The sequence below is a fragment of the Bradyrhizobium lablabi genome (assembly GCF_001440475.1).
Taxonomy (GTDB): domain Bacteria; phylum Pseudomonadota; class Alphaproteobacteria; order Rhizobiales; family Xanthobacteraceae; genus Bradyrhizobium; species Bradyrhizobium lablabi.
This window is the reverse complement of sequence record NZ_LLYB01000103.1, coordinates 148-21105: the sequence shown is the minus strand read 5'-3', so window position 1 is coordinate 21105 and position 20958 is coordinate 148. Positions and strand designations below refer to the sequence as shown.

25 protein-coding genes, 1 tRNA gene and 1 pseudogene are annotated in these 20958 nt (G+C 62.5%); 14 read left to right on the top strand and 13 right to left on the bottom strand.

Going from position 1 to position 20958, the window contains the following annotated elements; all coding sequences use genetic code 11:
• Nucleotides 1–302: 302 nt before the first annotated feature.
• From CQ14_RS30105 to CQ14_RS30095, 3 genes are all read left to right on the top strand, one after another.
• Nucleotides 303–379: transfer RNA gene (locus tag CQ14_RS30105), tRNA-Arg, on the top strand.
• Between the two features lie 115 nt (nucleotides 380–494).
• Nucleotides 495–752: a hypothetical protein gene (locus CQ14_RS30100; RefSeq protein ID WP_057861442.1), complete on the top strand. Its 258-nt coding sequence runs from the start codon at nucleotides 495–497 to the stop codon at nucleotides 750–752.
• 103 nt (nucleotides 753–855) lie between these two features.
• Nucleotides 856–1140, top strand: a complete 285-nt coding sequence (locus tag CQ14_RS30095; RefSeq protein WP_057861441.1) for a DUF3551 domain-containing protein — start codon at nucleotides 856–858, stop codon at nucleotides 1138–1140.
• A 28-nt stretch (nucleotides 1141–1168) separates the two neighbouring features.
• Here the strand turns inward: CQ14_RS30095 and CQ14_RS30090 are convergent, their stop codons facing one another.
• On the bottom strand, nucleotides 1169–1444 hold the full coding sequence (locus tag CQ14_RS30090) for a hypothetical protein (RefSeq protein WP_057861440.1): 276 nt from the start codon (nucleotides 1442–1444) through the stop codon (nucleotides 1169–1171).
• 242 nt (nucleotides 1445–1686) lie between these two features.
• Here CQ14_RS30090 and CQ14_RS30085 point away from each other — a divergent pair, with 242 nt between their 5' ends.
• On the top strand, nucleotides 1687–1938 hold the full coding sequence (locus tag CQ14_RS30085; protein ID WP_057861439.1) for a PilZ domain-containing protein: 252 nt from the start codon (nucleotides 1687–1689) through the stop codon (nucleotides 1936–1938).
• Nucleotides 1939–2642: 704 nt separating this feature from the next.
• Here the strand turns inward: CQ14_RS30085 and CQ14_RS30080 are convergent.
• On the bottom strand, nucleotides 2643–2966 hold the full coding sequence (locus tag CQ14_RS30080) for an H-NS histone family protein (RefSeq protein ID WP_245320616.1): 324 nt from the start codon (nucleotides 2964–2966) through the stop codon (nucleotides 2643–2645).
• Between the two features lie 477 nt (nucleotides 2967–3443).
• On the opposite strand from CQ14_RS30080, the gene CQ14_RS30075 reads away from it, so the two are divergent.
• A complete protein-coding gene (locus CQ14_RS30075; protein WP_057861437.1) occupies nucleotides 3444–3860 on the top strand; it encodes a septal ring lytic transglycosylase RlpA family protein in 417 nt (138 codons plus the stop codon).
• A gap of 487 nt (nucleotides 3861–4347) precedes the next feature.
• Here the strand turns inward: CQ14_RS30075 and CQ14_RS44000 are convergent, their stop codons facing one another.
• The 3 genes from CQ14_RS44000 to CQ14_RS30065 form a co-directional block, all read right to left on the bottom strand.
• A complete protein-coding gene (locus tag CQ14_RS44000) occupies nucleotides 4348–4500 on the bottom strand; it encodes a hypothetical protein (protein WP_156435597.1) in 153 nt (50 codons plus the stop codon).
• A 586-nt stretch (nucleotides 4501–5086) separates the two neighbouring features.
• Complete coding sequence (locus CQ14_RS30070; protein ID WP_057861436.1) at nucleotides 5087–5389, bottom strand: hypothetical protein; 303 nt, start codon at nucleotides 5387–5389, stop codon at nucleotides 5087–5089.
• Nucleotides 5390–5429: 40 nt separating this feature from the next.
• Complete coding sequence (locus CQ14_RS30065) at nucleotides 5430–5678, bottom strand: hypothetical protein (RefSeq protein ID WP_057861435.1); 249 nt, start codon at nucleotides 5676–5678, stop codon at nucleotides 5430–5432.
• A 198-nt stretch (nucleotides 5679–5876) separates the two neighbouring features.
• Between CQ14_RS30065 and CQ14_RS30060 the strand changes: the two genes are divergently transcribed.
• Complete coding sequence (locus CQ14_RS30060; RefSeq protein ID WP_057861434.1) at nucleotides 5877–6092, top strand: hypothetical protein; 216 nt, start codon at nucleotides 5877–5879, stop codon at nucleotides 6090–6092.
• A gap of 159 nt (nucleotides 6093–6251) precedes the next feature.
• Here CQ14_RS30060 and CQ14_RS30055 read toward each other — a convergent pair whose 3' ends face one another.
• A complete protein-coding gene (locus CQ14_RS30055) occupies nucleotides 6252–6434 on the bottom strand; it encodes a hypothetical protein (protein WP_057861433.1) in 183 nt (60 codons plus the stop codon).
• Nucleotides 6435–6560: 126 nt separating this feature from the next.
• Between CQ14_RS30055 and CQ14_RS30050 the strand changes: the two genes are divergently transcribed.
• Nucleotides 6561–6914, top strand: coding sequence for a DUF6481 family protein (locus CQ14_RS30050; protein ID WP_057861432.1), 354 nt, complete (start codon nucleotides 6561–6563; stop codon nucleotides 6912–6914).
• 134 nt (nucleotides 6915–7048) lie between these two features.
• On the opposite strand, the gene CQ14_RS30045 is transcribed toward CQ14_RS30050, so the two are convergent.
• A complete protein-coding gene (locus CQ14_RS30045) occupies nucleotides 7049–7288 on the bottom strand; it encodes a pentapeptide MXKDX repeat protein (protein WP_057861431.1) in 240 nt (79 codons plus the stop codon).
• Nucleotides 7289–7685: 397 nt separating this feature from the next.
• Here CQ14_RS30045 and CQ14_RS30040 point away from each other — a divergent pair, with 397 nt between their 5' ends.
• From CQ14_RS30040 to CQ14_RS30030, 3 genes are read left to right on the top strand one after another with little or no spacing between them, the layout of a single operon-like run.
• Complete coding sequence (locus tag CQ14_RS30040) at nucleotides 7686–8708, top strand: TRAP transporter substrate-binding protein (RefSeq protein ID WP_057861430.1); 1023 nt, start codon at nucleotides 7686–7688, stop codon at nucleotides 8706–8708.
• Nucleotides 8705–9259, top strand: coding sequence for a TRAP transporter small permease (locus tag CQ14_RS30035; RefSeq protein WP_057861429.1), 555 nt, complete (start codon nucleotides 8705–8707; stop codon nucleotides 9257–9259). The genes CQ14_RS30040 and CQ14_RS30035 overlap by 4 nt, the downstream gene beginning before the upstream one ends.
• Nucleotides 9256–10614 (top strand): TRAP transporter large permease, encoded by a 1359-nt coding sequence (locus tag CQ14_RS30030; RefSeq protein WP_057861428.1) that lies wholly within the window; start codon nucleotides 9256–9258, stop codon nucleotides 10612–10614. The genes CQ14_RS30035 and CQ14_RS30030 overlap by 4 nt, the downstream gene beginning before the upstream one ends.
• Nucleotides 10615–10739: 125 nt before the next feature.
• On the opposite strand, the gene CQ14_RS30025 is transcribed toward CQ14_RS30030, so the two are convergent.
• Nucleotides 10740–11420 (bottom strand): GntR family transcriptional regulator, encoded by a 681-nt coding sequence (locus tag CQ14_RS30025; RefSeq protein ID WP_057861427.1) that lies wholly within the window; start codon nucleotides 11418–11420, stop codon nucleotides 10740–10742.
• 176 nt (nucleotides 11421–11596) lie between these two features.
• On the opposite strand from CQ14_RS30025, the gene CQ14_RS30020 reads away from it, so the two are divergent.
• The 4 genes from CQ14_RS30020 to CQ14_RS30005 all read left to right on the top strand — a co-directional run bounded on the left by CQ14_RS30020 (nucleotide 11597) and on the right by CQ14_RS30005 (nucleotide 15501).
• Nucleotides 11597–12220: a TRAP transporter small permease gene (locus CQ14_RS30020; RefSeq protein WP_057861426.1), complete on the top strand. Its 624-nt coding sequence runs from the start codon at nucleotides 11597–11599 to the stop codon at nucleotides 12218–12220.
• The gene (locus CQ14_RS30015; RefSeq protein WP_057861425.1) at nucleotides 12220–13485 is read left to right on the top strand and encodes a TRAP transporter large permease; all 1266 of its coding nucleotides are present in this window, start codon (nucleotides 12220–12222) and stop codon (nucleotides 13483–13485) included. The genes CQ14_RS30020 and CQ14_RS30015 overlap by 1 nt, the downstream gene beginning before the upstream one ends.
• A 27-nt stretch (nucleotides 13486–13512) precedes the next feature.
• On the top strand, nucleotides 13513–14496 hold the full coding sequence (locus CQ14_RS30010; protein ID WP_057861424.1) for a TRAP transporter substrate-binding protein: 984 nt from the start codon (nucleotides 13513–13515) through the stop codon (nucleotides 14494–14496).
• A 78-nt stretch (nucleotides 14497–14574) separates the two neighbouring features.
• Nucleotides 14575–15501, top strand: a complete 927-nt coding sequence (locus CQ14_RS30005) for a dihydrodipicolinate synthase family protein (RefSeq protein WP_057861423.1) — start codon at nucleotides 14575–14577, stop codon at nucleotides 15499–15501.
• A 63-nt stretch (nucleotides 15502–15564) separates the two neighbouring features.
• Here the strand turns inward: CQ14_RS30005 and CQ14_RS43995 are convergent, their stop codons facing one another.
• The 5 genes and pseudogenes from CQ14_RS43995 to CQ14_RS46975 all read right to left on the bottom strand — a co-directional run.
• Entirely contained in the window at nucleotides 15565–15942 is a 378-nt protein-coding gene (locus CQ14_RS43995; RefSeq protein ID WP_156435592.1) for a hypothetical protein, read from the bottom strand.
• A gap of 38 nt (nucleotides 15943–15980) precedes the next feature.
• Nucleotides 15981–16892 (bottom strand): hydroxymethylglutaryl-CoA lyase, encoded by a 912-nt coding sequence (locus tag CQ14_RS29995; protein ID WP_057861421.1) that lies wholly within the window; start codon nucleotides 16890–16892, stop codon nucleotides 15981–15983.
• On the bottom strand, nucleotides 16889–18895 hold the full coding sequence (locus tag CQ14_RS29990) for an acetyl/propionyl/methylcrotonyl-CoA carboxylase subunit alpha (RefSeq protein WP_057861420.1): 2007 nt from the start codon (nucleotides 18893–18895) through the stop codon (nucleotides 16889–16891). The genes CQ14_RS29995 and CQ14_RS29990 overlap by 4 nt, the downstream gene beginning before the upstream one ends.
• A gap of 2 nt (nucleotides 18896–18897) precedes the next feature.
• Nucleotides 18898–20502 carry a carboxyl transferase domain-containing protein gene (locus CQ14_RS29985; protein WP_057861519.1) on the bottom strand — a complete coding sequence of 535 codons (1605 nt, stop codon included), beginning with the start codon at nucleotides 20500–20502 and terminating at the stop codon, nucleotides 18898–18900.
• Nucleotides 20503–20615: 113 nt separating this feature from the next.
• A pseudogene (locus CQ14_RS46975) lies at nucleotides 20616–20868 on the bottom strand (acyl-CoA dehydrogenase family protein); the annotation flags it as partial.
• Nucleotides 20869–20958: the final 90 nt, after the last annotated feature.

Here is a 20958-nt window from a genome sequence, read left to right as displayed (position 1 = left end):
GCCGCGTAACGATCAAAAAAGGCGCGAAAAGGTGACGGACTGATGACGGTGATGTCGGCTTGCGAAGGGGTCGCATGCATGGCGCAAGACAGTCCAAACGTTACCACCCGCCCCCGGCGGCGGGTAGCCGGCAGGCAGGCCTGTGTCAGGGCGGGCCACAGGAGATAGCCCGCCGTCTGCCTTAGTCGTGAACTTGAGGAAATCGGTTCGACCGGCTTGGCGGGAAAGCGGATTTTTCATATTGGCAGTGCTAGAGAGGCCTGGAGAGGCCAAGGCGATGGCCAGCCGGCTATCGCCCGGACGGTCCCGTAGCTCAACTGGATAGAGTAGCGGATTTCTACTCCGCGGGTTGCAGGTTCGAATCCTGCCGGGATCGCCAACGCCGCTGTGCCCTTTTCCGCAATTTCGACTTCATTCTCGTCTCGGTTTGGATTCTGGGCGTATGATGCCGGCCAGTAATTGCTTCCCTTGCCCTGACAAAGGATGCGCTCGTCATGCCAAAGAAGGGAATCACGGGCCACGACGAATGGGTCATCACGGAAGCGCTGGCGACGGCGCTGGTCGCGCTCGAGCAGCTCGAACCGACCCAGCAATCGCGCCAGCAGATGGATGACATCCGCAAACTCCTGGCCGCGAACTGCCAGCCGGGGACGCTGAACCTGCATCTCGCCCAGGCGAAATGCCGGCTGAACCCCCACGGTGATCGGGCCGCCATCTATCGCGAGTACGGGTTTGAGGATTGGGAAGTCTGAACAGCGGCTACTTGTGCCTGCTGGAACAAGCACCCGGCGCTGGTGTTTTTGTCGTTGGGAGAGGACCGCGACAATGCCGAGGGGAAGTCTGGAGGACATCAGGATGAAGTTGCCGCACGCATCTGCCACAGCAACAGCTTTGACGATTTTGGCCGCGACGATCGCCCTGCCCGCACCGGCATCTGCGCAGACCTACGATCCGAGCTATCCCGTTTGCCTGCAGGTCTACCAGGGCTTCGTCGACTACTACTTCGAGTGCCACTATCGAACGATGGCGCAGTGTCAGATGTCGGCGTCGGGCCGCTCCGCGCAATGCGTGGTCAATCCCTATTACGGCGGACCGAACGCCGGGCGCAGCAAACGCCAGAAGCGGTATCAGCAGTACTGATCGCCGGTTCGGTTCGCCGCGTCGCCGTTCACCAGCCGTACGTGCCGAGCGCGAGCGGCGGCCGCTGAGCCTTGGCCGTTCGCATATCGTCGGGCCTCAGGCAGCGCCGGGCTGCTTCGATCTCGGCATCGCTCGCGCCCTTGCTGCGCGCCCACTGCTCCGCGGCCGGCGCACTGTATTTCGCCACGTAGTAGCGCACGACCGGGCATGAAATTCGACGTAGAACTCCGGACTGCTCACCCGCAACTCCGGCGCTTGAAGTCCCCAGACACAGCGCCAGCACGCACATCCAACGTAAAGCCATGCGATTCCCCTCTCCATGTTAGAGAGGCTGGCTTTCACTGATGCATCAAGCCTGTTTGTGAGTTCCGCACACGGAACGGCCGTAGCTGTGTTGAACCCGCAACTGTACGGGCCCGGACGGGCATACTTTCTGCGATCATTAAAATTGATTGTTTACGAATAAGACCGAACCTGATTGCCGCCTGGAGGCAATTCGCTAAGCCGCTGCTTGGCAAGCCAGGCGTGAACCGTTGGTAGCCGAGAATGGAATTCGAACGCCGATCCGTCACGAGGACGATGATATCGAAAAAGGCGCTGCTGTTCTTCGATGCGCAGCGCGGCGTCCTCACCTGCCGCGTACAGGACGTGACGAATTCCGGGGCCGGAATTGAACTCCACGACCTCAATTTGCTGCCGCTGAATTTCGAACTGACGTTCGACAATTTTCACACCATTCGCGAATGCCGCGTAATCTGGCGGCAAGGCGATTTCGTCGGCGTCGCGTTTCAGAACTGATCTGCCCGTTCCACCGCCATCGCAGCGCTGAGACTCAAGTGCGGTCCGCTCCGTCCGGACGCAAAGCGGCGGATGGAACAAACTGCCCCAGAATTGGAACCAACACCAGAGTTCCGCGTCGACTCCCTGCTTTCAATGCCGCTCGGGTTCCACCGGCCGGCAACCCAACGCCGGGTTACCGGCCTGGCGCATCCATTTCCGCCAGCATCATTTGGAATCTGTGACGGGAGTTCAGCATGTCCTGGGATCGTCCGTTCGCTCAGCCCGTACCGCTCCCGGCGGGAGCGCCTGCGCGGACGCTGCGAGACGCCGCCGATTACATCAGGAACCTGCCTCAGTCGGAACGTGATCGTCAGGAATGGCGGCTTGCGGTTCAGATGCTGATTGATGCCGCCGAAGACCGCGGTCCCATGCTGTTCGCGCGCATGGGAATTGTCAGAGCTTTGGAAGCGAGTGTCGAAAGCCCACCCAGCCCCGAAAATCAGGGCCTACCCCCTCGCCGACTTGAAGAGAGGCCGTGATGCCGTCATCCGGCTCCGGATGAGGCATAGCCAAGCATATCGCCGAGCCACTCAACACGTCTCCGCTCGAGCAACAGTTCGCACGTGCAATGAAGGACATCGGAACGATATCCGCAGGCGCCAGCAAGCCAATCTGCGGATACCAGAGCGACAGTACGCCACAACCGAAGGCTGTAACTCTTCCTAGGCTACGTGCCTGATGCGGAAGTCGTCGATCCGCTTGCCGGACTTCAACTTGGCGGCGAGCCAGCGAGGCGTCTTTCCGCGTCCCGCCCAGGTCTCGGACGGCCGATCCGGATTCCGAAACTTCGGAACGACTGTCGGATATGGCCGCTTCCCTGTCGATGAGCTTGCGCGCTCACCTTCGACGCCGCCCTTGAGTTGCTTCAAGCGATCTTCAAGCACGCGCTTTTCCGCAAGCAGCGTCGCCGCAAGCCTGGAAGCTACTTCTTCGTGTAGTGCCCACAATTCATCGGTGGACATCGATTTGAAGTTAGTTCGGTTCACGACCGTCCCCAATCATGATTCGATTTTCGGTTGTCATCGTTCGCAGAAAACATGAGGAGAATAAGGCCAATTCAGAACCTCTTTCAGGCCGAAAAGTTCCAGCCGGTTGGCATCATCAGAGAACGCAACCATAACGGAGTCTGTTTGTAGACGCACCCATTTTCCTCTTCACAACTGTTGATTGATCGGACTGATCAGCGCAGTACTCGCGAAGATAGAAACTTAATGGCCTCTCGTTGACGGTTCCCTAATCGCAACCGCGTTCATCATCAGCGTGAATGCTTGCTCTGCGCAGGTTCCCGCTGCGAAGTTTGCCGAAGGTTAGCACCGGCTATTCTCGACGTGCGATATCATCCGGATTACCCAACTCGGCGCAATACCGCCGTACCCCCGCCATGCCCGCGCCAAAGTCGAACGGGAACGTGCGGCTGGAACCTCCGGCGGGCATGAGCTCGCGCGCAACAGAATGTTGACGTCATGGCAGGAAGTCGCCACCGCGAAGGCCACGGTGCTTCCAGGCTGCGGTTCGCGGCGCTCGCGCTGGCGCTGACCTCATCGCATGCCTGCGCCGATACGTTTCAGGAAAAGTGGATGGGACGGATCGCTCGCCCACCGGCGGACGATCAGGAAGCCTCCGTCTACTGGGAAGACAAGTGGGACGCACGCGGGAAGCGCTTCAAGGCCAACGAGGTCTCCTGCGCGCATCGCACCGAGGCGTTCGGCACGATCTTCGTCGTCACCAATCTCGAGAACGGCAAGAAGATCCGCTGTCCGGTGCAGGACCGCGGTCCCTACGCCCGCGGCCGGGTGCTCGACTTCTCGCTCGGCGCCGCGCGGCAGATCGGCTGCGACGGCTTGTGCCGCGTCTCCGTGCGCCGCGCTGGCTACGAGTAGCAAGCGCATCGCCAGACATCTTCCAGGTGCGGCCGAAACCGACCTGCTGTTGCCGGCGGGTGACATCGCTCGCGCATGAATTCGATAGTCTGGTTCCGTTTCGCGCAATCTTTGTTGGTGGCATTTTCCATGAAGAGGTTAGGCCTCAACAGCCGCTGGGCGGGCTTGCTTAGCCCCCCTGCTTCAGAGCGCGATGGGTTGCCCATAATAGCCGAGCGCACGTCTCCCTGGGGTAGGTGATAGGAGCGGCGCCCGGCTATTCGGGCCGCGCGGCGGTGCGGCTCTAACAGGAACTCATTTATGACTTAAGGGAACTTTAAAAAGTTGTTGAATCATAACGATTTTATTACCAATTCCGATTCCCGGCATTGGGCACGGGGATTCGGGAGAACCAAAACGGCGCAAATCGGGGCCGGAATGCCTCAACGCAAGGAACGTTGATCGGCTGCTGGACCGAGGGGTCGGGGCGGACGGCGCGGGCCACCGGCTATTCTTCGGATACCGCCTGAAACGGCAAATCCACATCAAGAACCAGGCCCAGGAATACGGCAACGCCGCCGATGACCGCCATCAACTCCAGGAGGATGAAGGCCAACAGCGCGCTCATTCCGATTGCCGCTTTTTTCCAGCCGTTCCACATGGAAATCCCCTTAACACCGAAAATCCCCCCGCCGGAGCAAAACGCGAACTTATGGCTAATGTGGAACCGCCTCGATCGGCCGCCCGGTCGCCGGCATTGAAGTCCATGTAGCCGGCTGCCAGCATTGCCCCCAAACGTGGCACGTCGAAAGGAAAGCGCGATGAAAAGGATCGGCCGCACGGTCATCTACGTCATGCTGGTCATCGTGGTGCTGCTGATCATCTGGCAATTTCTCGGATCGCTGTGATCGTCCCGCCCATGCTCGGCGAGCGCGTGCGGCGTTCTTCTTCGCGATGTGATGGAAATGTCGATGAAGCGGGCCGAACGGCGGAAACGGCTCGGGTATGGGATCAAGGAGAAGACGAGGCCCGGAGTGCCTAGGAGTCCGGGCCTCGTGGCCTCCAGTGGTAGCACTCGTCGTGATGAACGAGCGCCCTGCCCCCCGCTGCAAGCGACGGCGTTATAAATCGTCGTTATCGGTGCGGCCAATCCGTACGAGTACGGTGCGCGGCCGTTGCGCGGTTCTGTGTGACAAATTGATCGGCAAAGCGCGGCGAAGGATCACAAGAACAATGATGCGTGGCCTCTACCGCTTATCGAACGGAATATACTGATGATACTCCTTCGGCACCGAGCTCCGGTAGCGTGCGGGCACGGTGCCACGGTCGATCGAATGGTCGATCTCCTGCTGCCGGGTCATTTTGGCCGGCTTCTTTTTCTTCGGCGCCGCCTTTTTCTCAACCGCCGCCGTTTCCGGAGCGGTGGTCGACGATGATGCCGCCGGCGCCGGCGCGGTCCCGCCTCCCGGCGCGTCCTGCGCCAGCGCGGCGCCCGGCGCGAGTACGAGGGCCGCCGACGCGGCCGCCAGGAAACGAGACAGTTTTCGCATGGGAAACTCCAGCTCCGGGGCCCCCTCCAGCGCGACCCTATTACGTCCCTTGCCGTCCGCACACCGGCATTTTGGCGACGCGGACGGCGGCCGCGGTCTGGCTGTGCTTGGCCCGGCTGCAGGTCGTGAAGACGAAGGCGAGCCGGCTGCACTGCCAGTCCGGACCAAGGGCGGCGCTGGCGGCTGGCTCGGGATAGGACACGCCGGCCACGATGAAGCCTATGAAGGCCAGCGCGGCAATGGCGGCGGTGACAACGAGGTTCTTGCGGGTCCACCAATTGTGGGGCATGGCGGTCGCTCCTGTTTCGGAACGGCCGGAGAATAGGAACGACCCGCCGCGGTTCCTGTGAACTGGTTCACATTACACGGGTTTGTGCGCAGGCCCGCTGGATGCCGAAATTTGTATAACTCGCGCAAATCCGTTGCGGGTGCGCAACCTTTGGTCGAGACTGACCGTTCGGGGCGAATCGCGTGTGCGGGGCGTGCGATGGACAGGCAGGAAGCGGTTTACGACCATAACAGGTACAAGCAATTGCTGGCGGAAGCGGTCGACGAGACCAGGCGGCTTGAGCTGATCGAGATCATGATCCGCGAGAAAGCCCGCGACAGGCTGGAGGCGCAGCGGGCCGCAGATCGGGCAGCGATGACGGCCATGACGGTCGCGCGCGTTCTCGGACAGGGTGGACGTCGCGGCAGCTTCTAGAGCATGATCCGGACCCGAAGGGCCGCGTTAACGCAAAGTGCGTAGCGATTTTCCCTCGCGCCAAACGCGGACGCGTTTGCGCGGCGATCATGCTCAAACAAAAAGATAAAGCGGGATGACGTTTCGAAGAAAGGTCATCACGCTTTGGGACGGTACCGGTCAGTTTTCCGACGCGAGCATCACCAGCGAGCCGAGCAGACCAATCAGCGCGCAGGCGAGCAGGCTATATTGCACGAACGCCAGCTCCATGCGCGGGGATTCGCTCGCCGTGGCCATCTCGTACAGCAGCCAACCCGATGTAGCCCCGCTCATCAGCATCAATTTGGCCCATTTGCTGTTCACGCAAGCCTCCCCTGCTCTGCCGGCCCCCTTTCGACGCTGGCATTTTGCCCCGGGTTCACTTACCTAGTCGCCATTCCGCGCCGGTAGCGCGTCCAACCCCAAGAGTGAAAGCGACAAGGCCTCTTTATGAGTGGATTCAAGGAACCGGGTTTCGCGGACCGCCAGAAGGCCGCGATGCAGGCGCGGCAGAACATTTTGAACAAGTTTCGCGCCCAGCCGGGGCCCGACGATCCCGAGGTGAAGCGCCGTCAGGCCGAGCGCGAGGCCATTGCCGCCGCCCGCGCCAAGGCGAAAGAGGCCAAGGAAGCCGAAAAGGCCGAACAGAAACGTCTGGAGGCCGAGGCCGCCGCAGCGGAGGCCGCCAGGCTCGCGCGCGAGAAGGAAGAGGAAGCGGCCCGACAGGCAGCGCTGGAGGCCGAGCAGAAGGCCAAGCGCGACGCCCGTTACGCCGCGCGCAAGAGCAAGGGCAAGAAGCGGTAGGCGCGCCTCGTATCGCGGCCTATTGCCGGCGACCAATGCACGCTTTGCTCGTCATTCCGGAGCGATGCAAAGCATCGACCTCAGGTGCGCAATGGCGCACCTGAGGTCTGGTCCTTCGGACCAATGACGGCTACTTAGTTCTTCTTCATGGCGTCATCTTTTTTCACGCCGTCTTTCATCATGCCGTCGTGCTTCATGCCGTCCTTCTTCATCATGCCGTCCTGTTTCTTCATCGCGTCCCTGGACATGGACTCCTGCTTCATGCCGTCGCCCTTGCCCATCTTGTCCTGAGCGAAAGTGGCGGGCGCGAACGCAAGGCCGAGCGAAACGAGCGCGGCAGCAAGGCCGAGGCCGATACGGGTCGTGGTGGTCATGGGGTGGTCGTCCTTTGGGGTTGGATGGAGTCCTCGAAAGCGACATCTGCCGCCTCCCCAACGACGATTCCGCGACCGGCTTTGTTACCGGCCCGAAGTGCTTCCGAAGTCACGGTTAGTTGAAGCGGGCAAGTTAATTGTCGGTAACGCTCCACGGGAGCCCAGTGTTGGACGCATTATTGACGGAGTCTTCTGCGAACGGCTGTTCCCGGGCGTTCGCCGCAGCCGCATCAAGCCTTGATCCGGGGCTGGGATCAGGGCTTGCCGTCGCACACCGCCTCGACCTATCACACCGCCTCGAACTATCAGACTAGAGCCACTTCGGTTGAAGACCGGCTAATATGGGCTCAAGCCGGTCACGATTGCCGACCCAAGAACCAGTTGCAGGGGAAGAACCATGCTCACACGCCGCCATCTCGTCGTATCCGCACTTGCCGCACCCGCCATCCTTCGTTTCGGCACCGGCACCGCCCGCGCCGCCACCACGCTGAAGATCTCGCACCAGTTCCCGGGCGGCACTATTGATAAAGGCGACTTCCGCGATCGGCTCTGCCGCATGTTTGCGGCCGAAGTCGCCAAGCGCTCTGGCGGCGAGATCGCAGCCGAGGTCTATCCGAATTCCTCGCTGATCAAGACCAACGCGCAATTCTCGGCGATGCGCAAGGGCGCACTCGATATCAGCCTCTATCCGATGCCTTATGCCGGCGGCGAATTGCCGGAGACCAATATCGGCCTGATGCCGGGTCTGGTCGCGACCTATGACCAGGGCCTGCGCTGGAAGAAAGAGCCGGTCGGCAAGGCGCTGACCGACTTCCTCGCCGACAAGGGCATCATCCTCTTGTCCTGGATCTGGCAGGCCGGCGGCGTCGCCAGCCGCTCCAGGCCGATCGTCGCGCCTGAAGATGCCAAGGGGCTCAAGGTGCGCGGCGGCTCGCGCGAAATGGATATGGTGCTGCAGACCGCGGGCGCCGCGGTGCTGTCGGTGCCGTCCAATGAAATCTACGCCGCGATGCAGACCGGCGCCTGCGATGCCGGCATCACCTCCTCGACCAGCCTGATCTCGTTCCGCCTCGAAGAGGTCGCGAAATGCCTGACCTCGGGCGCCGGCGCCTCCTACTGGTTCATGCTGGAGCCCTTGATGATGTCGAAGGCGATCTTCGACAAGCTGCCCAAGAACCAGCAGGACATCATCCTGTCGGTCGGCAGCGAACTGGAAGCGTTCGGCCGCAAGGGCGCGCAGGACGACGATATCGAAGTCGCCAAGGTTTATGAGAAGGCCGGCGCCAAGGTCAGCCAGCTCGATGTCGCTACCGTCGGCAAGTGGCGGGACATTGCGCGCGACACCGCGTGGAAGGACTACAGCGCCAAGACGGCGACGTCGGCCAACCTGCTGAAACTCGCCAGCGACGTTGCCGCATGATGCATGGTCCGATTCCGGATCAACAGGACCATTCCGAGATCGCCACGGGCAACCCGCTCGTGGCGGCGCTCGGTCGGGCGCTGGCGCTCTGCAACCGCGTCATCGTGGTCTTTGCCGCGCTCGCGCTGATCGCGGCCTGCGTGATCCTCAGTTACAGCGTGCTCGGCCGCGCGCTGTTCCACAGCGCCAATTACTGGCAGGACGAAGCCGCGGTGTTTCTGCTCGTCGGCGCCACCTTCATGACCGCGGCCTATGTGCAGGGCCAGCGCGGCCATATCGGCATCGAGGCCTTTGTCGGGTTGATGTCGCCGCTCGCCAACCGCATCCGGCTGTGGCTGGTCGATGTCGCGAGCCTGTTGTTCTGCGCGTTTTTCGCGTGGAAATCCTGGACGCTGGCGCATGAGGCTTACGTCGACGGCCAGGTGTCGAACTCGATGTGGTCGCCCCCGCTTGCGATCCCCTATGTGCTGATGGCGCTGGGCATGACGCTGTTGTGCCTGCAAATCCTGTTGCAGATCATTATTCCCTTTGCTGGTGCTTCACGTCGATGAGCGTTCTTGGAATTGGTATCAGTTACGGCGTAGCTACCCTGTTCGCGATGTTTTCGGGCATGCCCATCGCCTTTGCCTTGGGCGCGGTCGCCGTCGTCTTCATGGCGATCTTCATGCCGACGGCCTCGCTCGATACGGTGACGCAGAACGTCTACGAGGAAATGGCCTCGATCACGCTGCTGTCGATCCCGCTGTTCATCCTCAAGGGCGCCGCAATCGGCAAGTCCCGCGCCGGGCAGGATCTCTATTCGGCGCTGCATGCCTGGCTGCATCGTGTGCCCGGCGGGCTTGGCGTCGCCAACGTCTTTGCCTGCGCGCTGTTTGCGGCGATGGCGGGTTCCTCGCCGGCGACCTGCTCGGCGATCGGTTCGGCCGGCATTCCCGAGATGCGCAAGCGCGGTTATTCCGGCGGCTTTGCCGCAGGCATCATTGCCGCCGGCGGCACGCTCGGCATCCTGCTGCCGCCCTCGATCACCATGATCCTGTTCGCGGTCGCCGCGGAGAAATCGCTGGGACGGCTGTTCCTCGCCGGCATCGGCCCGGGTCTGCTGCTGGTGACTTTATTCGGCATCTACGCGGTGCTGCGCTTCCGCCGGGAGTTTGCGGCGGCGCAGGCGCTCTATGAGAAGTCCGGCACGGAGTCCGCGATCCTGCACCGCGACGAATTCACCATGGCCGAGCGCTTCACCATGCTGCCGCGGGTGATCCCGTTCGTGCTGCTGCTCACCGGCGTGATGATCGCGCTCTATGGCGGCTACGCCACGCCATCGGAAACGGCGGGCCTCGGCGGCCTGCTGGCGCTGGTGCTGATCGCGATGATCTACAGCGTATGGCGGCCGAGCGACCTCTCGCCGATCCTGACATCCACCATCCGTGAATCCACCATGCTGATGATGATCATCGGCATGTCGCTGCTCTATTCCTACGTGATGAGCTACCTGCACATCTCGCAGTCGGCGGCGGAATCCATCGTCGCCATGCATCTGCCGCGCTGGGAATTGCTGGCCGCGATCTTGCTGATGGTGGTCGTGCTCGGCTTCTTCCTGCCGCCCGTCTCGATCATCCTGATGACCGCGCCGATCATCCTGCCGCCGCTGCGCGCCGCCAATTTCGACATCATCTGGTTCGGCGTCGTCATGACCATCGTGATGGAGATGGGGCTGATCCACCCGCCGGTCGGCTTGAACATCTTCGTCATCCGCAACGTCGCACCGGATATTCCGCTCAGCGAAGTGATCTGGGGCACGCTGCCCTTCGTGCTGCTGATGATGCTGGCGGTGCTGCTGCTGTGCTTCTTCCCGAGTATCTCGACCTGGCTGCCGGATCTGGTGATGGGGCCGGACGGGGGAAGGTGAATTAACCCGTCGCTCTTGCCGTCATTGCGAGCGAAGCGAAGCAATCACCCGCCACGCATGGGGAGAGATGGATTGCTTCGTCGCTTTGCTCCTCGCAATGACGGGCGGCTAGCCGCTCCTCGCCTTCAACGCTTGGAGTTAGGCGCGATTGATCCGCCACTGACCACCTGCAGCAGATCCGTCCTGACAGCCTCGATATGCCGCTCCAGGAACCGGCAGGCCTCTTCGATCTGCTTTGCCCGGCACAGCGCGATCAGGTGGGCGTGCTCTTTCTCGGCTATGCCCATCGCCTTGGTGTTGGAGAGCTGCAGGCGCGTGTAGCGGTCGCTGGTCTGTAAGAGCGCGATGACGATCGCCTTGGTGCGTGGCTGCCGCGCGTGAACATACATCGCCATATGGAAATCGGCATTGAGCCGGCCCCATTCGGTGACGTTGCGCGCCTTGATCGCTTTCTCGAAGCGTTTCTGGATATCGTCCAGTTCGGCAAAATCCGCTTCCACAAAATGCGGCGCCGACTGCGCGAGCAGCCGTGGCTCCATGATCCCGCGGAGATCAAACACGTCGTTGATCTCGTCCAGCGACAGCTCCGAGACGATCGCGCCCTTTTGCGGAACGATGCGCACCAGCCCTTCGGCCTCGAGTTGAAACAGCGCCTCGCGCACGGGGATGCGGCTCACGCCGTAGGTATCGCCCAGCGCGTCCTGCCGCAGTTGAGAGCCGGCCGGATAGGTACCGTCGAGAATGGCCTGCCTGAGCTGGTCGACGATCGCCGCCGACAGCGTCCGGTGCTTCAGAGCGCCCTTCATTCGATCTTCCGTCGTCATCGCCGGCCTTTCTGATCCGAGGCGGCACAGTTTTCGCACGTCGATATGGCGGCAACCCAGCAAAAGCTGAGGAGGCTCCACAATCTCCATTTGACAAGATTGTATAAATTATACATTTTACAAGTGCACGACAAATTACAGGGGGCGGCTGGGCTCATATGACCGAGCAGACGATTGCGGATGCGCCGGCGTTCAGCGCCCGGCGGATCGTTGTCAGGGCCTCTACCCTCCTGCTCGCTTTCGAGCGCATCGCCTTGATGGGGCTGATGTATCTGCTGACGGCCCTGATCCTGGTGAATGTCGTCACCCGCTATTCACACTTCCCGATCTACTGGATCGATGAATCGGCCGTCTATTGCGTGGTCTGGCTGACCTTCATCGGCGCCTCCGCCATGACGCGGCTGCGGCTCGACTTCGCGGTCTCCATGATGACCGAGCGTCTTTCGGCGCAGAATCAGAAGATCGCGAAGATCATGGCGACCGGCATGGTCGTGGTGTTCGGCGTCGCGCTGATCATCACCTGCTTCCTCTGGATGGACCCGATCGGTCTTGCGCGTGCCGGCTTCGACGCCCGCAAGCTCGCCGCCGAGACCTTCAACTTCCTCTACACCGAGCGCACGCAGACGCTGAACTGGCCGACCTGGGTGGTCTACCTGACGCTGCCGATCTTCGCGGTGTCCATGACCGTGCATGGCCTCGCCAACCTGCTCGAAGATCTCGAGCTGGTGCCGCGGACTCCGCCGAAAGGCTTCCAGCTCTCCGAGCTCGACGGGGTCAACTGATGATCACGTCGGCTGCCTTTATCGCGATCATGCTGGTCGGCGTGCCGATCGGGCTTTGTCTCTGCCTTGCCGGGTTCGTCTACATCATTGCATCAGGCAATCCGGTGCTGTTCCAGTCCTATCCGCTGCAACTGTTCGGCGGCGTCGACAGCTACGGCCTGATTGCCATTCCCCTCTTCATCCTGATCGGCGAGATCATGAACGGCGGCGGCATCACGCGGCGTATCGTCGACATGGCGATGGCCTTTGTCGGCTCGCTGAAGGGTGGGCTGGCCTACGTCAACATCCTCGCCAACATGTTCATCTCCTCCATCCTCGGCTCGGCCACCGCGCAGGTCGCGATCATGGCGCAGATCATGGTCCCGGAGATGGAGAAGAAGGGTTACGACAAGACCTTTGCGGCAGGGCTGACCGCCTATGGCGGCATGCTCGGGCCGATCATTCCGCCATCGGTGATGTTCGTCGTCTACAGCGTGCTGGCGCAAGTATCAGTCAGCGACATGCTGATTGCCGGCATCGTGCCGGGCGTGATCCTGACGGCGATGTTCTGCATCGTCATCGCGCTGATGGGATACATCTACAATTATCCCAAGGCCGATTATCAGACCCCGCGGCAGCGGGTTGCGACGATCCTGCGGACATCGCCGACGCTGCTGATCCCCATCGTGATCGTCGGCAGCATTTTGGGCGGGCTCGCCAACGCGACGGAATCCGCCGCCGTCGGCGCAGTCGCCGCCGCTCTCATCGGCAAATTCTGGACCAAGGAGTTCGAGTTCTCGCAATTGCCGCAGATGATGCTGCGCGCCGGCATCTATTCGGCCATCGTGCTGTTCCTGGTCGCAGCCGCCGCCGTGTTCTCCTGGGTGCTGATCTTCGGCAAGGTGCCGCAGGAAACGGCAAGCTGGATCCAGTCGGTGGCCAAGGATCCGGTCAGCTTCATGCTGCTTTGCAACGTGATCCTGCTGATCATCGGCACCGTCATCGACGGCATCCCCGGCCTGATCATGACGGTGCCGATTCTGCTGCCGGTCGCGACCGAGATCTATCACATCGATCCGCGCCAGTTCGGTGTCGTCGTGGTGATCAATCTGGTGCTCGGATTGCTCTCGCCCCCGGTCGGCCTTTGCTTCTTCGTCGCGGCTGCGGTGACCGGCGCCAAGCCCGGCAAGATGTTCATGGTGACGCTGCCCCTGTTCGGCATCTCCTGCATCCTGCTGGTGCTGCTCTCGCTCTACCCGTCCCTCTCCCTCGTCCTCATCAAGTAGGTTCAAACCCTCAAGGAGCCCTTCGCCATGTCGCTTTCCCGTCGCCGCTTCCTTGCCGCCAGCGCGGCCGTGCCGCTGTTCGCGCCGTCGCTGGCGCTCGCTCAGGCCAAGGAGTTTCGCCTCGGCCTGATCACGCCCAACGGCCATTCCTGGAACAAGGCGGCGCTGAAGCTCGGCGACGATCTCAAGGCGGCCACCAACGGCCGCCTGACCATGACGGTGTTTCATTCCGGCCAGCTCGGCAACGAGCCGGCGATGATGCAGCAATTGCAGTCCGGCGCGCTCGACATGGGCTTCATCCAGGCGGCCGAGCTCGGCTCGCGGGTGCCGCATATCGCCGCGATCAACGCGCCCTATATCGTGCGCTCGACGCCTTCGGTGGCGAAATTCGTCCGCCATCCGGCGGCGATCAAGCTGTTCGACGTGCTGCCGCAGGAAACCGGCACGATCGGCCTCGGCTGGGGCATCACCGGCATGCGCGCGGTGTTCTCATCCAAGGACCTGGCGTCATTAGCCGACATCAAGGGCATGAAGCTGCGCATCAACCCGACGCCGGTCTATCGCGATTTCTATTCGTCGCTGGGCGCGGCGCCGACGCCGATCCCGACGCCGCAGGTGTTCGATGCCATGGCGAACGGCCAGGTCAACGGCCTCGAAGCGGACCTGGAGTTCTCCTGGAACCAGCGTTTCGACAAGGTGTCGAAAGTGATCCTGCAGATGAACGCCGTCTTCATGCCGATGGCCGCCGTCGTCTCCGGCCGCGTCTGGCAGTCGCTGCCGGCGGCCGATCGCGAGCTGATCACCAAGACGGTGAAATCGACGCTCGACGCGCAGATCGATGAACTCGCCGGCAATGAGCCGAAGCTGATCGAGAATTTCAAGAACGCGCCGATCCCGATCCGCCAGGTCGACGCCAAGGATACCGAGGCCGTCATTGCCGAGTTCGACAAGCTCTGGCTGCCCAAGGCCCCGGTCCTCGCCGAACTGCGAAAGGTCGGCGCGACGCTCTGATCCCATCCATCGTTTTCAAGCCAAAACCCCGGCGGATTTTGACAATCCGCCGGCACTATTCCAATTGGAGCCAAACAAATGAGCCCACGCATTTCCTGGGAAGGCGTCTTTCCGGCCGTTACCACGCAATTCAATGACGACCTGTCGCTCAATATCGACGCAACCGCCAAGGTCATGGACGGCCTGATCCGCGACGGCGTTTCCGGACTGATCGTCTGCGGCTCCGTCGGCGAGAACACCTCGCTGGAGCGCAAGGAAAAGATCGCCATCATGGAGACGGCCAAGTCCGTCGCCGCCGGCCGCGTCCCCGTGCTGTGCGGCATCGCCGAGTTCACCACAGCCTTTGCCGTCGAGACCGCCAAGGAAGCGGCGCGTGTCGGCATCGACGGCGTGATGGTGATGCCGGCGCTGGTCTATTCCTCCAAGCCGCATGAAACCGCCGCGCATTTTCGCTCGGTCGCCAGCGCGACTGATCTGCCTGTGATGCTCTACAACAATCCGCCGATCTACAAGAACGACGTGACGCCGGACATTCTGGCTTCGCTCGCCGACGTCGAAACCGTCGTCTGCTTCAAGGATTCTTCCGGTGACACGCGGCGCTTCATCGACACCCGCAACATGGTCGGCGACCGCTTCGTCCTGTTCGCCGGCCTCGACGACGTCATCGTCGAGAGCGTCGCCATGGGCGCCGTGGGCTGGGTGTCGGGCATGTCGAACGCCTTCCCGCGTGAAGGCGAGACGCTGTTCCGCCTTGCCAAGGCCGGACGCTATGCCGAGGCGATGCCGCTGTACGAGTGGTTCATGCCGCTATTGCACCTCGACGCCCGTCCGGACCTCGTCCAGTGCATCAAGCTGTGCGAGCACATCATGGGCCGCGGCACCGCGCTGACCCGCCCGCCGCGGCTGGCGCTGCTGCCGCAAGAGAAGGCCGAGGTCGAGGCGATGATGGCGAAAGCGCTGAAGAACCGGCCGGTGCTGCCGAATGTCGGCCTGAAGGCCGCGTAAGCGGTCTACTTGGCAGTCAACGTCGCCGCCACGCGTGTTCGTGGCGGCGCCGAAAGGCCCGGTCTACTCGCCCCACAGAGCCGGTGTGTAATTCACTGTCACCTGCCCTACCCGGGTTTCGCGCTTGAATGCTTTAGCGAGTGCAGGCAAGCGAATGTCCAGCGTGGAATCTGCGGCCCATTGAATCTTCAGGTCATGACTTCCATCCAGTACCAGGAAGTCGACGTTACGCTTTCGAGAAAACGTCCGGCCGTTCGGGACCAGACTTACATGCGTATTCAATGGCGGTATCGGCCCGCAGTATACTTCGAATACGACCGCGGAGAGTTTGCCATTTGGATCGGGCGTAACGCTCTTCACCGGTACCTGGCACAGTCCGACCGCATTCTCCCAATCGTAAGCGGAATCGACATAGGACAGGAGTACCAGCAGGGCAGTCATCGTAGCGGCTATCGCCGCTAACGTCCTTACCCTCCGCGTCATGCCTTGCCGGCGGCCTTCTTCGCATTCAGCGCCGCCGCGACGCGGCTGACCGGTAGACGGCCGATCAACCCGCTCACCACGTTGGTCGCCGCGACCAGTTTTGCCATATCGACGCCGGTCGCAATGCCCATGCCTTCGAGCATGTAGACGACATCCTCCGTCGCGACGTTACCCGTCGCGCCGGGGGCATAGGGGCAGCCGCCGAGACCGCCGGCGGCGGAATCGATCACGCGGCAGCCCTCCTCCATGCCGGCATAGAGATTGGCGAGCGCTTGGCCGTAGGTGTCGTGGAAATGCATGGCGAGATTGGCCATCGGCACGTGGCCGGCGACGGCGCGCAATAGCTGTCGCGCCTTCACGGGCGTACCGACGCCGATAGTGTCGCCGAGCGAGATTTCGTAGCAGCCGAGGTCCCATAGAACTTTGGCGACATCAACCACCGCCTGCGGCTTGATCTCGCCCTCATAGGGGCAGCCGAGCACGGTGGAGATATAGCCGCGCACGCGGACGCCGTCGGCCTTGGCGCGGGCCAGCACCGGCCTGAACCGCTCGATGGATTCCTCGATCGAGCAGTTGATGTTGGCGCGGGAAAAGCCTTCCGATGCCGCGGCGAATACCGCGATCAGTTTCGCGCCCGCGGCCTGTGAAGCCTCGTAGCCCTTCTCGTTCGGCACCAGCACCGGCAATTCGCATTCCGTATGATGGCTAACGCCACGCAACACGTCGGCCGACCCGACCATCTGCGGAATAGCCTTGGGCGAAACGAACGCGCCGACCTCCACTGCCTTGAGCCCGGCGGCGATCAACGCCTCGACGAAGGTGATCCGATCGGCGACGCTGATTGGCGTCTTCTCGTTCTGCAGCCCGTCACGCGGGCCGACTTCGACGATGTGGACGGTATCGCTCATGATGCCGCCGGTTCGACTTCGGCCAGCTCGACGCCTTCGCCGACGATATCGCCGACCTTGCACCTGATCTTCTTCAACACGCCGGCAAAGGGCGCGCGGAGCGTCTGCTCCATCTTCATGACTTCCAGCGTCAGGATCGCCGCGCCTTTTTCCAGTGTCGCCCCCTCTTCGGCCAGTAGCGCGACCACGGTGCCCGGCAGCGGCGCCACGATCTTGTCCTCGCCGACCTGCTCCTCGGTCTCGCCGCCGAACGGATCGACCCAGTGCAGGTCAAAGCGGCCGTGGCGGGTGCGCAGGTAAAGCTCGTGCCCTTCGATGACAGCCGTAACGCGCGACTTCATCCCTTCGATCGTCAGGTCGAAACTGCCGTCATCGGCCGGCGAGACTGCGAACACGAACTGATGCTTGCCAATCGATAACGTCGATGGCCCATTGCCATAGCGCAGCGTCACCTTGGTCTCGGCGCCCTGCCCCTGGCGGAACGAAAATACCCGTTGCCGCTGTCCGACCGGCATCCAGCCGAAAGTTTGCCAGGGCGAATGCGCTTCCCGGCGCGCCGCCTTCTGCTCGTCGTTCACGATGGCCGCGACGGCAGCGCAAAGCTCGAGGTCGCCGGGCGCGCCGGAGGCTTCCGTCAGCTTCTTCAGCTCACGCTCGATGAAGCCAGTGTCGATGGTGTTGGCGCGCACGTTCGGATGCGTGATCAGCGCCGACAGGAACGGGATGTTGGTGACGATGCCGCGGACGTCGGTCTCTTCCAGCCCGCGGTTGAGCCGCTCGATCGCCGCCTGCCGCGTCGGCGCCCACGCGATGACTTTTGCAAGCATGGCGTCGTAGTAGGGCGACACGGCATCGCCGTCGCGATAGCCGGAATCGATCCGCAGTCCGTCGACGGCATCGGGCGTGCGCCACGTCCTGATCCGGCCGACCGATGGCATAAAGTTCTTCTGCGGATTTTCGGCATAGACCCGCGCCTCGATGGCGTGGCCGTTCAGCTTGATCTCGTTCTGCCCCAGCGGCAGTTTTTCGCCGAACGCGACCCGCAACTGCCATTCGACGAGGTCAACACCGGTGATCAGTTCGGTCACGGGATGCTCGACTTGCAGGCGGGTGTTCATTTCGATGAAGAACACCTCCTTGCCGTCGGAGACGAATTCGATGGTGCCGGCGCCGACATAGTTCACGGCGGCGGCCGCCTTGCGCGCGGCGGCGCACACCGTCTCGCGCTGGTTGGCATCGAGCGTCGGCGACGGTGCCTCCTCGATTACCTTCTGGTGCCGCCGCTGCAGCGTGCATTCGCGCTCCCATAGCGAGAGCAGATTGCCATGGCTGTCGCCGATGATCTGCACCTCGATATGCCGGGGATTCTGCACGAACTTTTCGATCAGCATGCGGTCGTCGCCGAACGCCGCCTTGGCCTCGCGCTTGGCGCTGACGATGGCAGCCGAAAGCTCGCCGGCTGAATTCACCACGCGCATGCCGCGCCCGCCGCCGCCCGCGGACGCCTTGACCAGTACGGGGAAGCCGATCGCATCAGCGGCTTTTGCCAGCGTCGCCTCGTCCTGCGCCTCGCCGTGATAGCCCGGCACCAGCGGCACGCCGGCCTTTTCCATCAGCGCCTTGGAGCCGGATTTTGAGCCCATCGCGGTCATCATTTCCGCAGTCGGTCCGACGAACACCAATCCGGCTTTCAGACACGCGTCTGCGAACTCGGCGTTTTCCGACAGAAAACCATAGCCGGGATGCACGGCCTCGGCGCCGGTCTGGCGCGCCGCCTCGATCACGCGTTCGATGTTGAGATAGCTGTCGCGCGCCCGCGCCGGTCCCAGCAACACGGCCTCATCGGCCATGGCGACATGCATGGCGTCGCGGTCCGCCTCGGAATAGACGGCAACGGTGCGCAGGCCCATGGCCCGCGCGCTGCGGATGACACGGCAGGCGATCTCGCCGCGGTTGGCGATCAGGAGTGTCCGAAAACGCCGGTAGAGCTTTGCGCGGTCCATCATCACATCCTGAACAGGCCGAATTTCGTGGGTTCGATCGGCGCATTCGCCGCTGCCGACAATCCAAGGCCAAGCACCAGGCGGGTGTCGGCAGGATCGATCACGCCGTCATCCCACAGCCGCGCGGTGGCGTAATAGGGATTGCCCTGGCTTTCATACTGCGCGCGGATGGGGCTACGGAATTTGTCCTCGTCCTCGGCCGACCAGCTCTCGCCCTTGGCCTCGATATTATCGCGGCGGACCTGGCTCAGCACCATGGAGGCCTGCTCGCCGCCCATCACTGAGATGCGTGCGTTCGGCCACATCCACAGGAAGCGCGGAGAATAGGCGCGGCCAGACATGCCGTAATTACCGGCGCCGTAGGAGCCGCCGATCACGACGGTGAATTTCGGCACGCCGGCGGTTGCCACCGCCGTGACCAGCTTGGCGCCGTCGCGCGCGATGCCGCCGGCCTCGTATTTCTTGCCGACCATGAAGCCGGTGATGTTCTGCAAAAACACCAGCGGGATATTGCGCTGGCAGCACAGTTCGATGAAGTGCGCGCCCTTCAGCGAGCTCTCGCTGAACAGGATGCCGTTATTGGCGATGATGCCGACCGGATAGCCCCAGATATGGGCGAAGCCGCAGATCAGCGTCGTGCCGTAGAGTTTCTTGAACTCATCGAACTCCGAGCCGTCGACGATCCGCGCGATGATGTCGTGCACATCGAACGGCTTTCTGCCGTCGGCGGACACCACGCCGTAGATTTCCTCGGCGGGAAACAGCGGCTCGCGGGGTTCGCGCATGTTCAGCGCAGCCCTGGCAGGTTGCTTCAACGTCGCGACGATGCGCCGGGCGATCCCGATCGCATGGGCATCGTTCTGCGCGTAATGATCGGTGACGCCGGAATGGCGGGAATGCACATCGGCGCCGCCGAGTTCTTCCGCCGAAACCACCTCGCCGGTCGCAGCCTTCACCAAAGGCGGGCCGCCGAGGAAGATGGTGCCCTGGTTGCGCACGATGATGCTCTCGTCCGACATCGCAGGCACATAGGCGCCGCCCGCGGTGCAGGAACCCATCACGATCGCGATCTGCGGGATGCCCATCGAGGACATCTGCGCCTGGTTATAGAAGATGCGGCCGAAATGCCGCTCGTCCGGGAAGATCTCATCCTGCATCGGCAGGAAAGCACCACCGGAATCGACCATGTAGACGCAAGGCAGATTGTTCTGCCGCGCGATGTCCTGCGCGCGCAGGTGCTTCTTCACCGTCATCGGATAATAGGTGCCGCCCTTGATGGTGGCGTCGTTGGCGACGATGACGCATTCGCGGCCCGAAATGCGCCCGACGCCGGTGATGACGCTGGCCGAATGGACATCGCCGCCATAGAGGCCGTGGGCGGCGAGCGGCGACAATTCCAAAAAGGCGGTGCCGGGGTCGACCAGCAGGTCGACGCGCTCACGCGCCAGCATCTTGCCGCGTGAGGTATGCCGCTTGCGCGAGGCCTCGCCGCCGCCGCCAGAGACGACTTTCAGTTTCTCGCGAAGCTCCGCCACCAGGCCACGCATGACGTCGGCGTTGCGGGCAAATTCGGAGGATTTTGGGTCGATGGTGGAATGAAGCGGCATGGTCGGCATTTTCTCTGAATGTTGCAGAGCCGTTGAGATGGCTTCAAGACGGGTCGGATCTGGAAACTGAAGCGGACGCGACAGCCTGTACCATCTTCGCCCCGATGTGAAGTTCAGGCGGTCTTTTCGAACAGTTCCCGCCCGATCAGCATGCGACGGATTTCGCTGGTGCCGGCGCCGATCTCGTAGAGCTTGGCGTCGCGCAGCAGCCGCCCGGTCGGGTAATCGTTGATGTAGCCATTGCCGCCGAGGAGCTGGATCGCGTCGAGCGCGCATTGCGTGGCTTTTTCCGCGGCGTAGAGAATGGCACCGGCGGCATCCTCGCGCGTGGTCTCACCACGGTCGCAAGCCTTGGCCACCGCGTACNATAGGCCCGCGAGGCGTTCATGGTGGTGTACATGTCGGCGATCTTGCCCTGCACCAGCTGGAAGGTGCCGATCGGTTCGCCGAACTGCC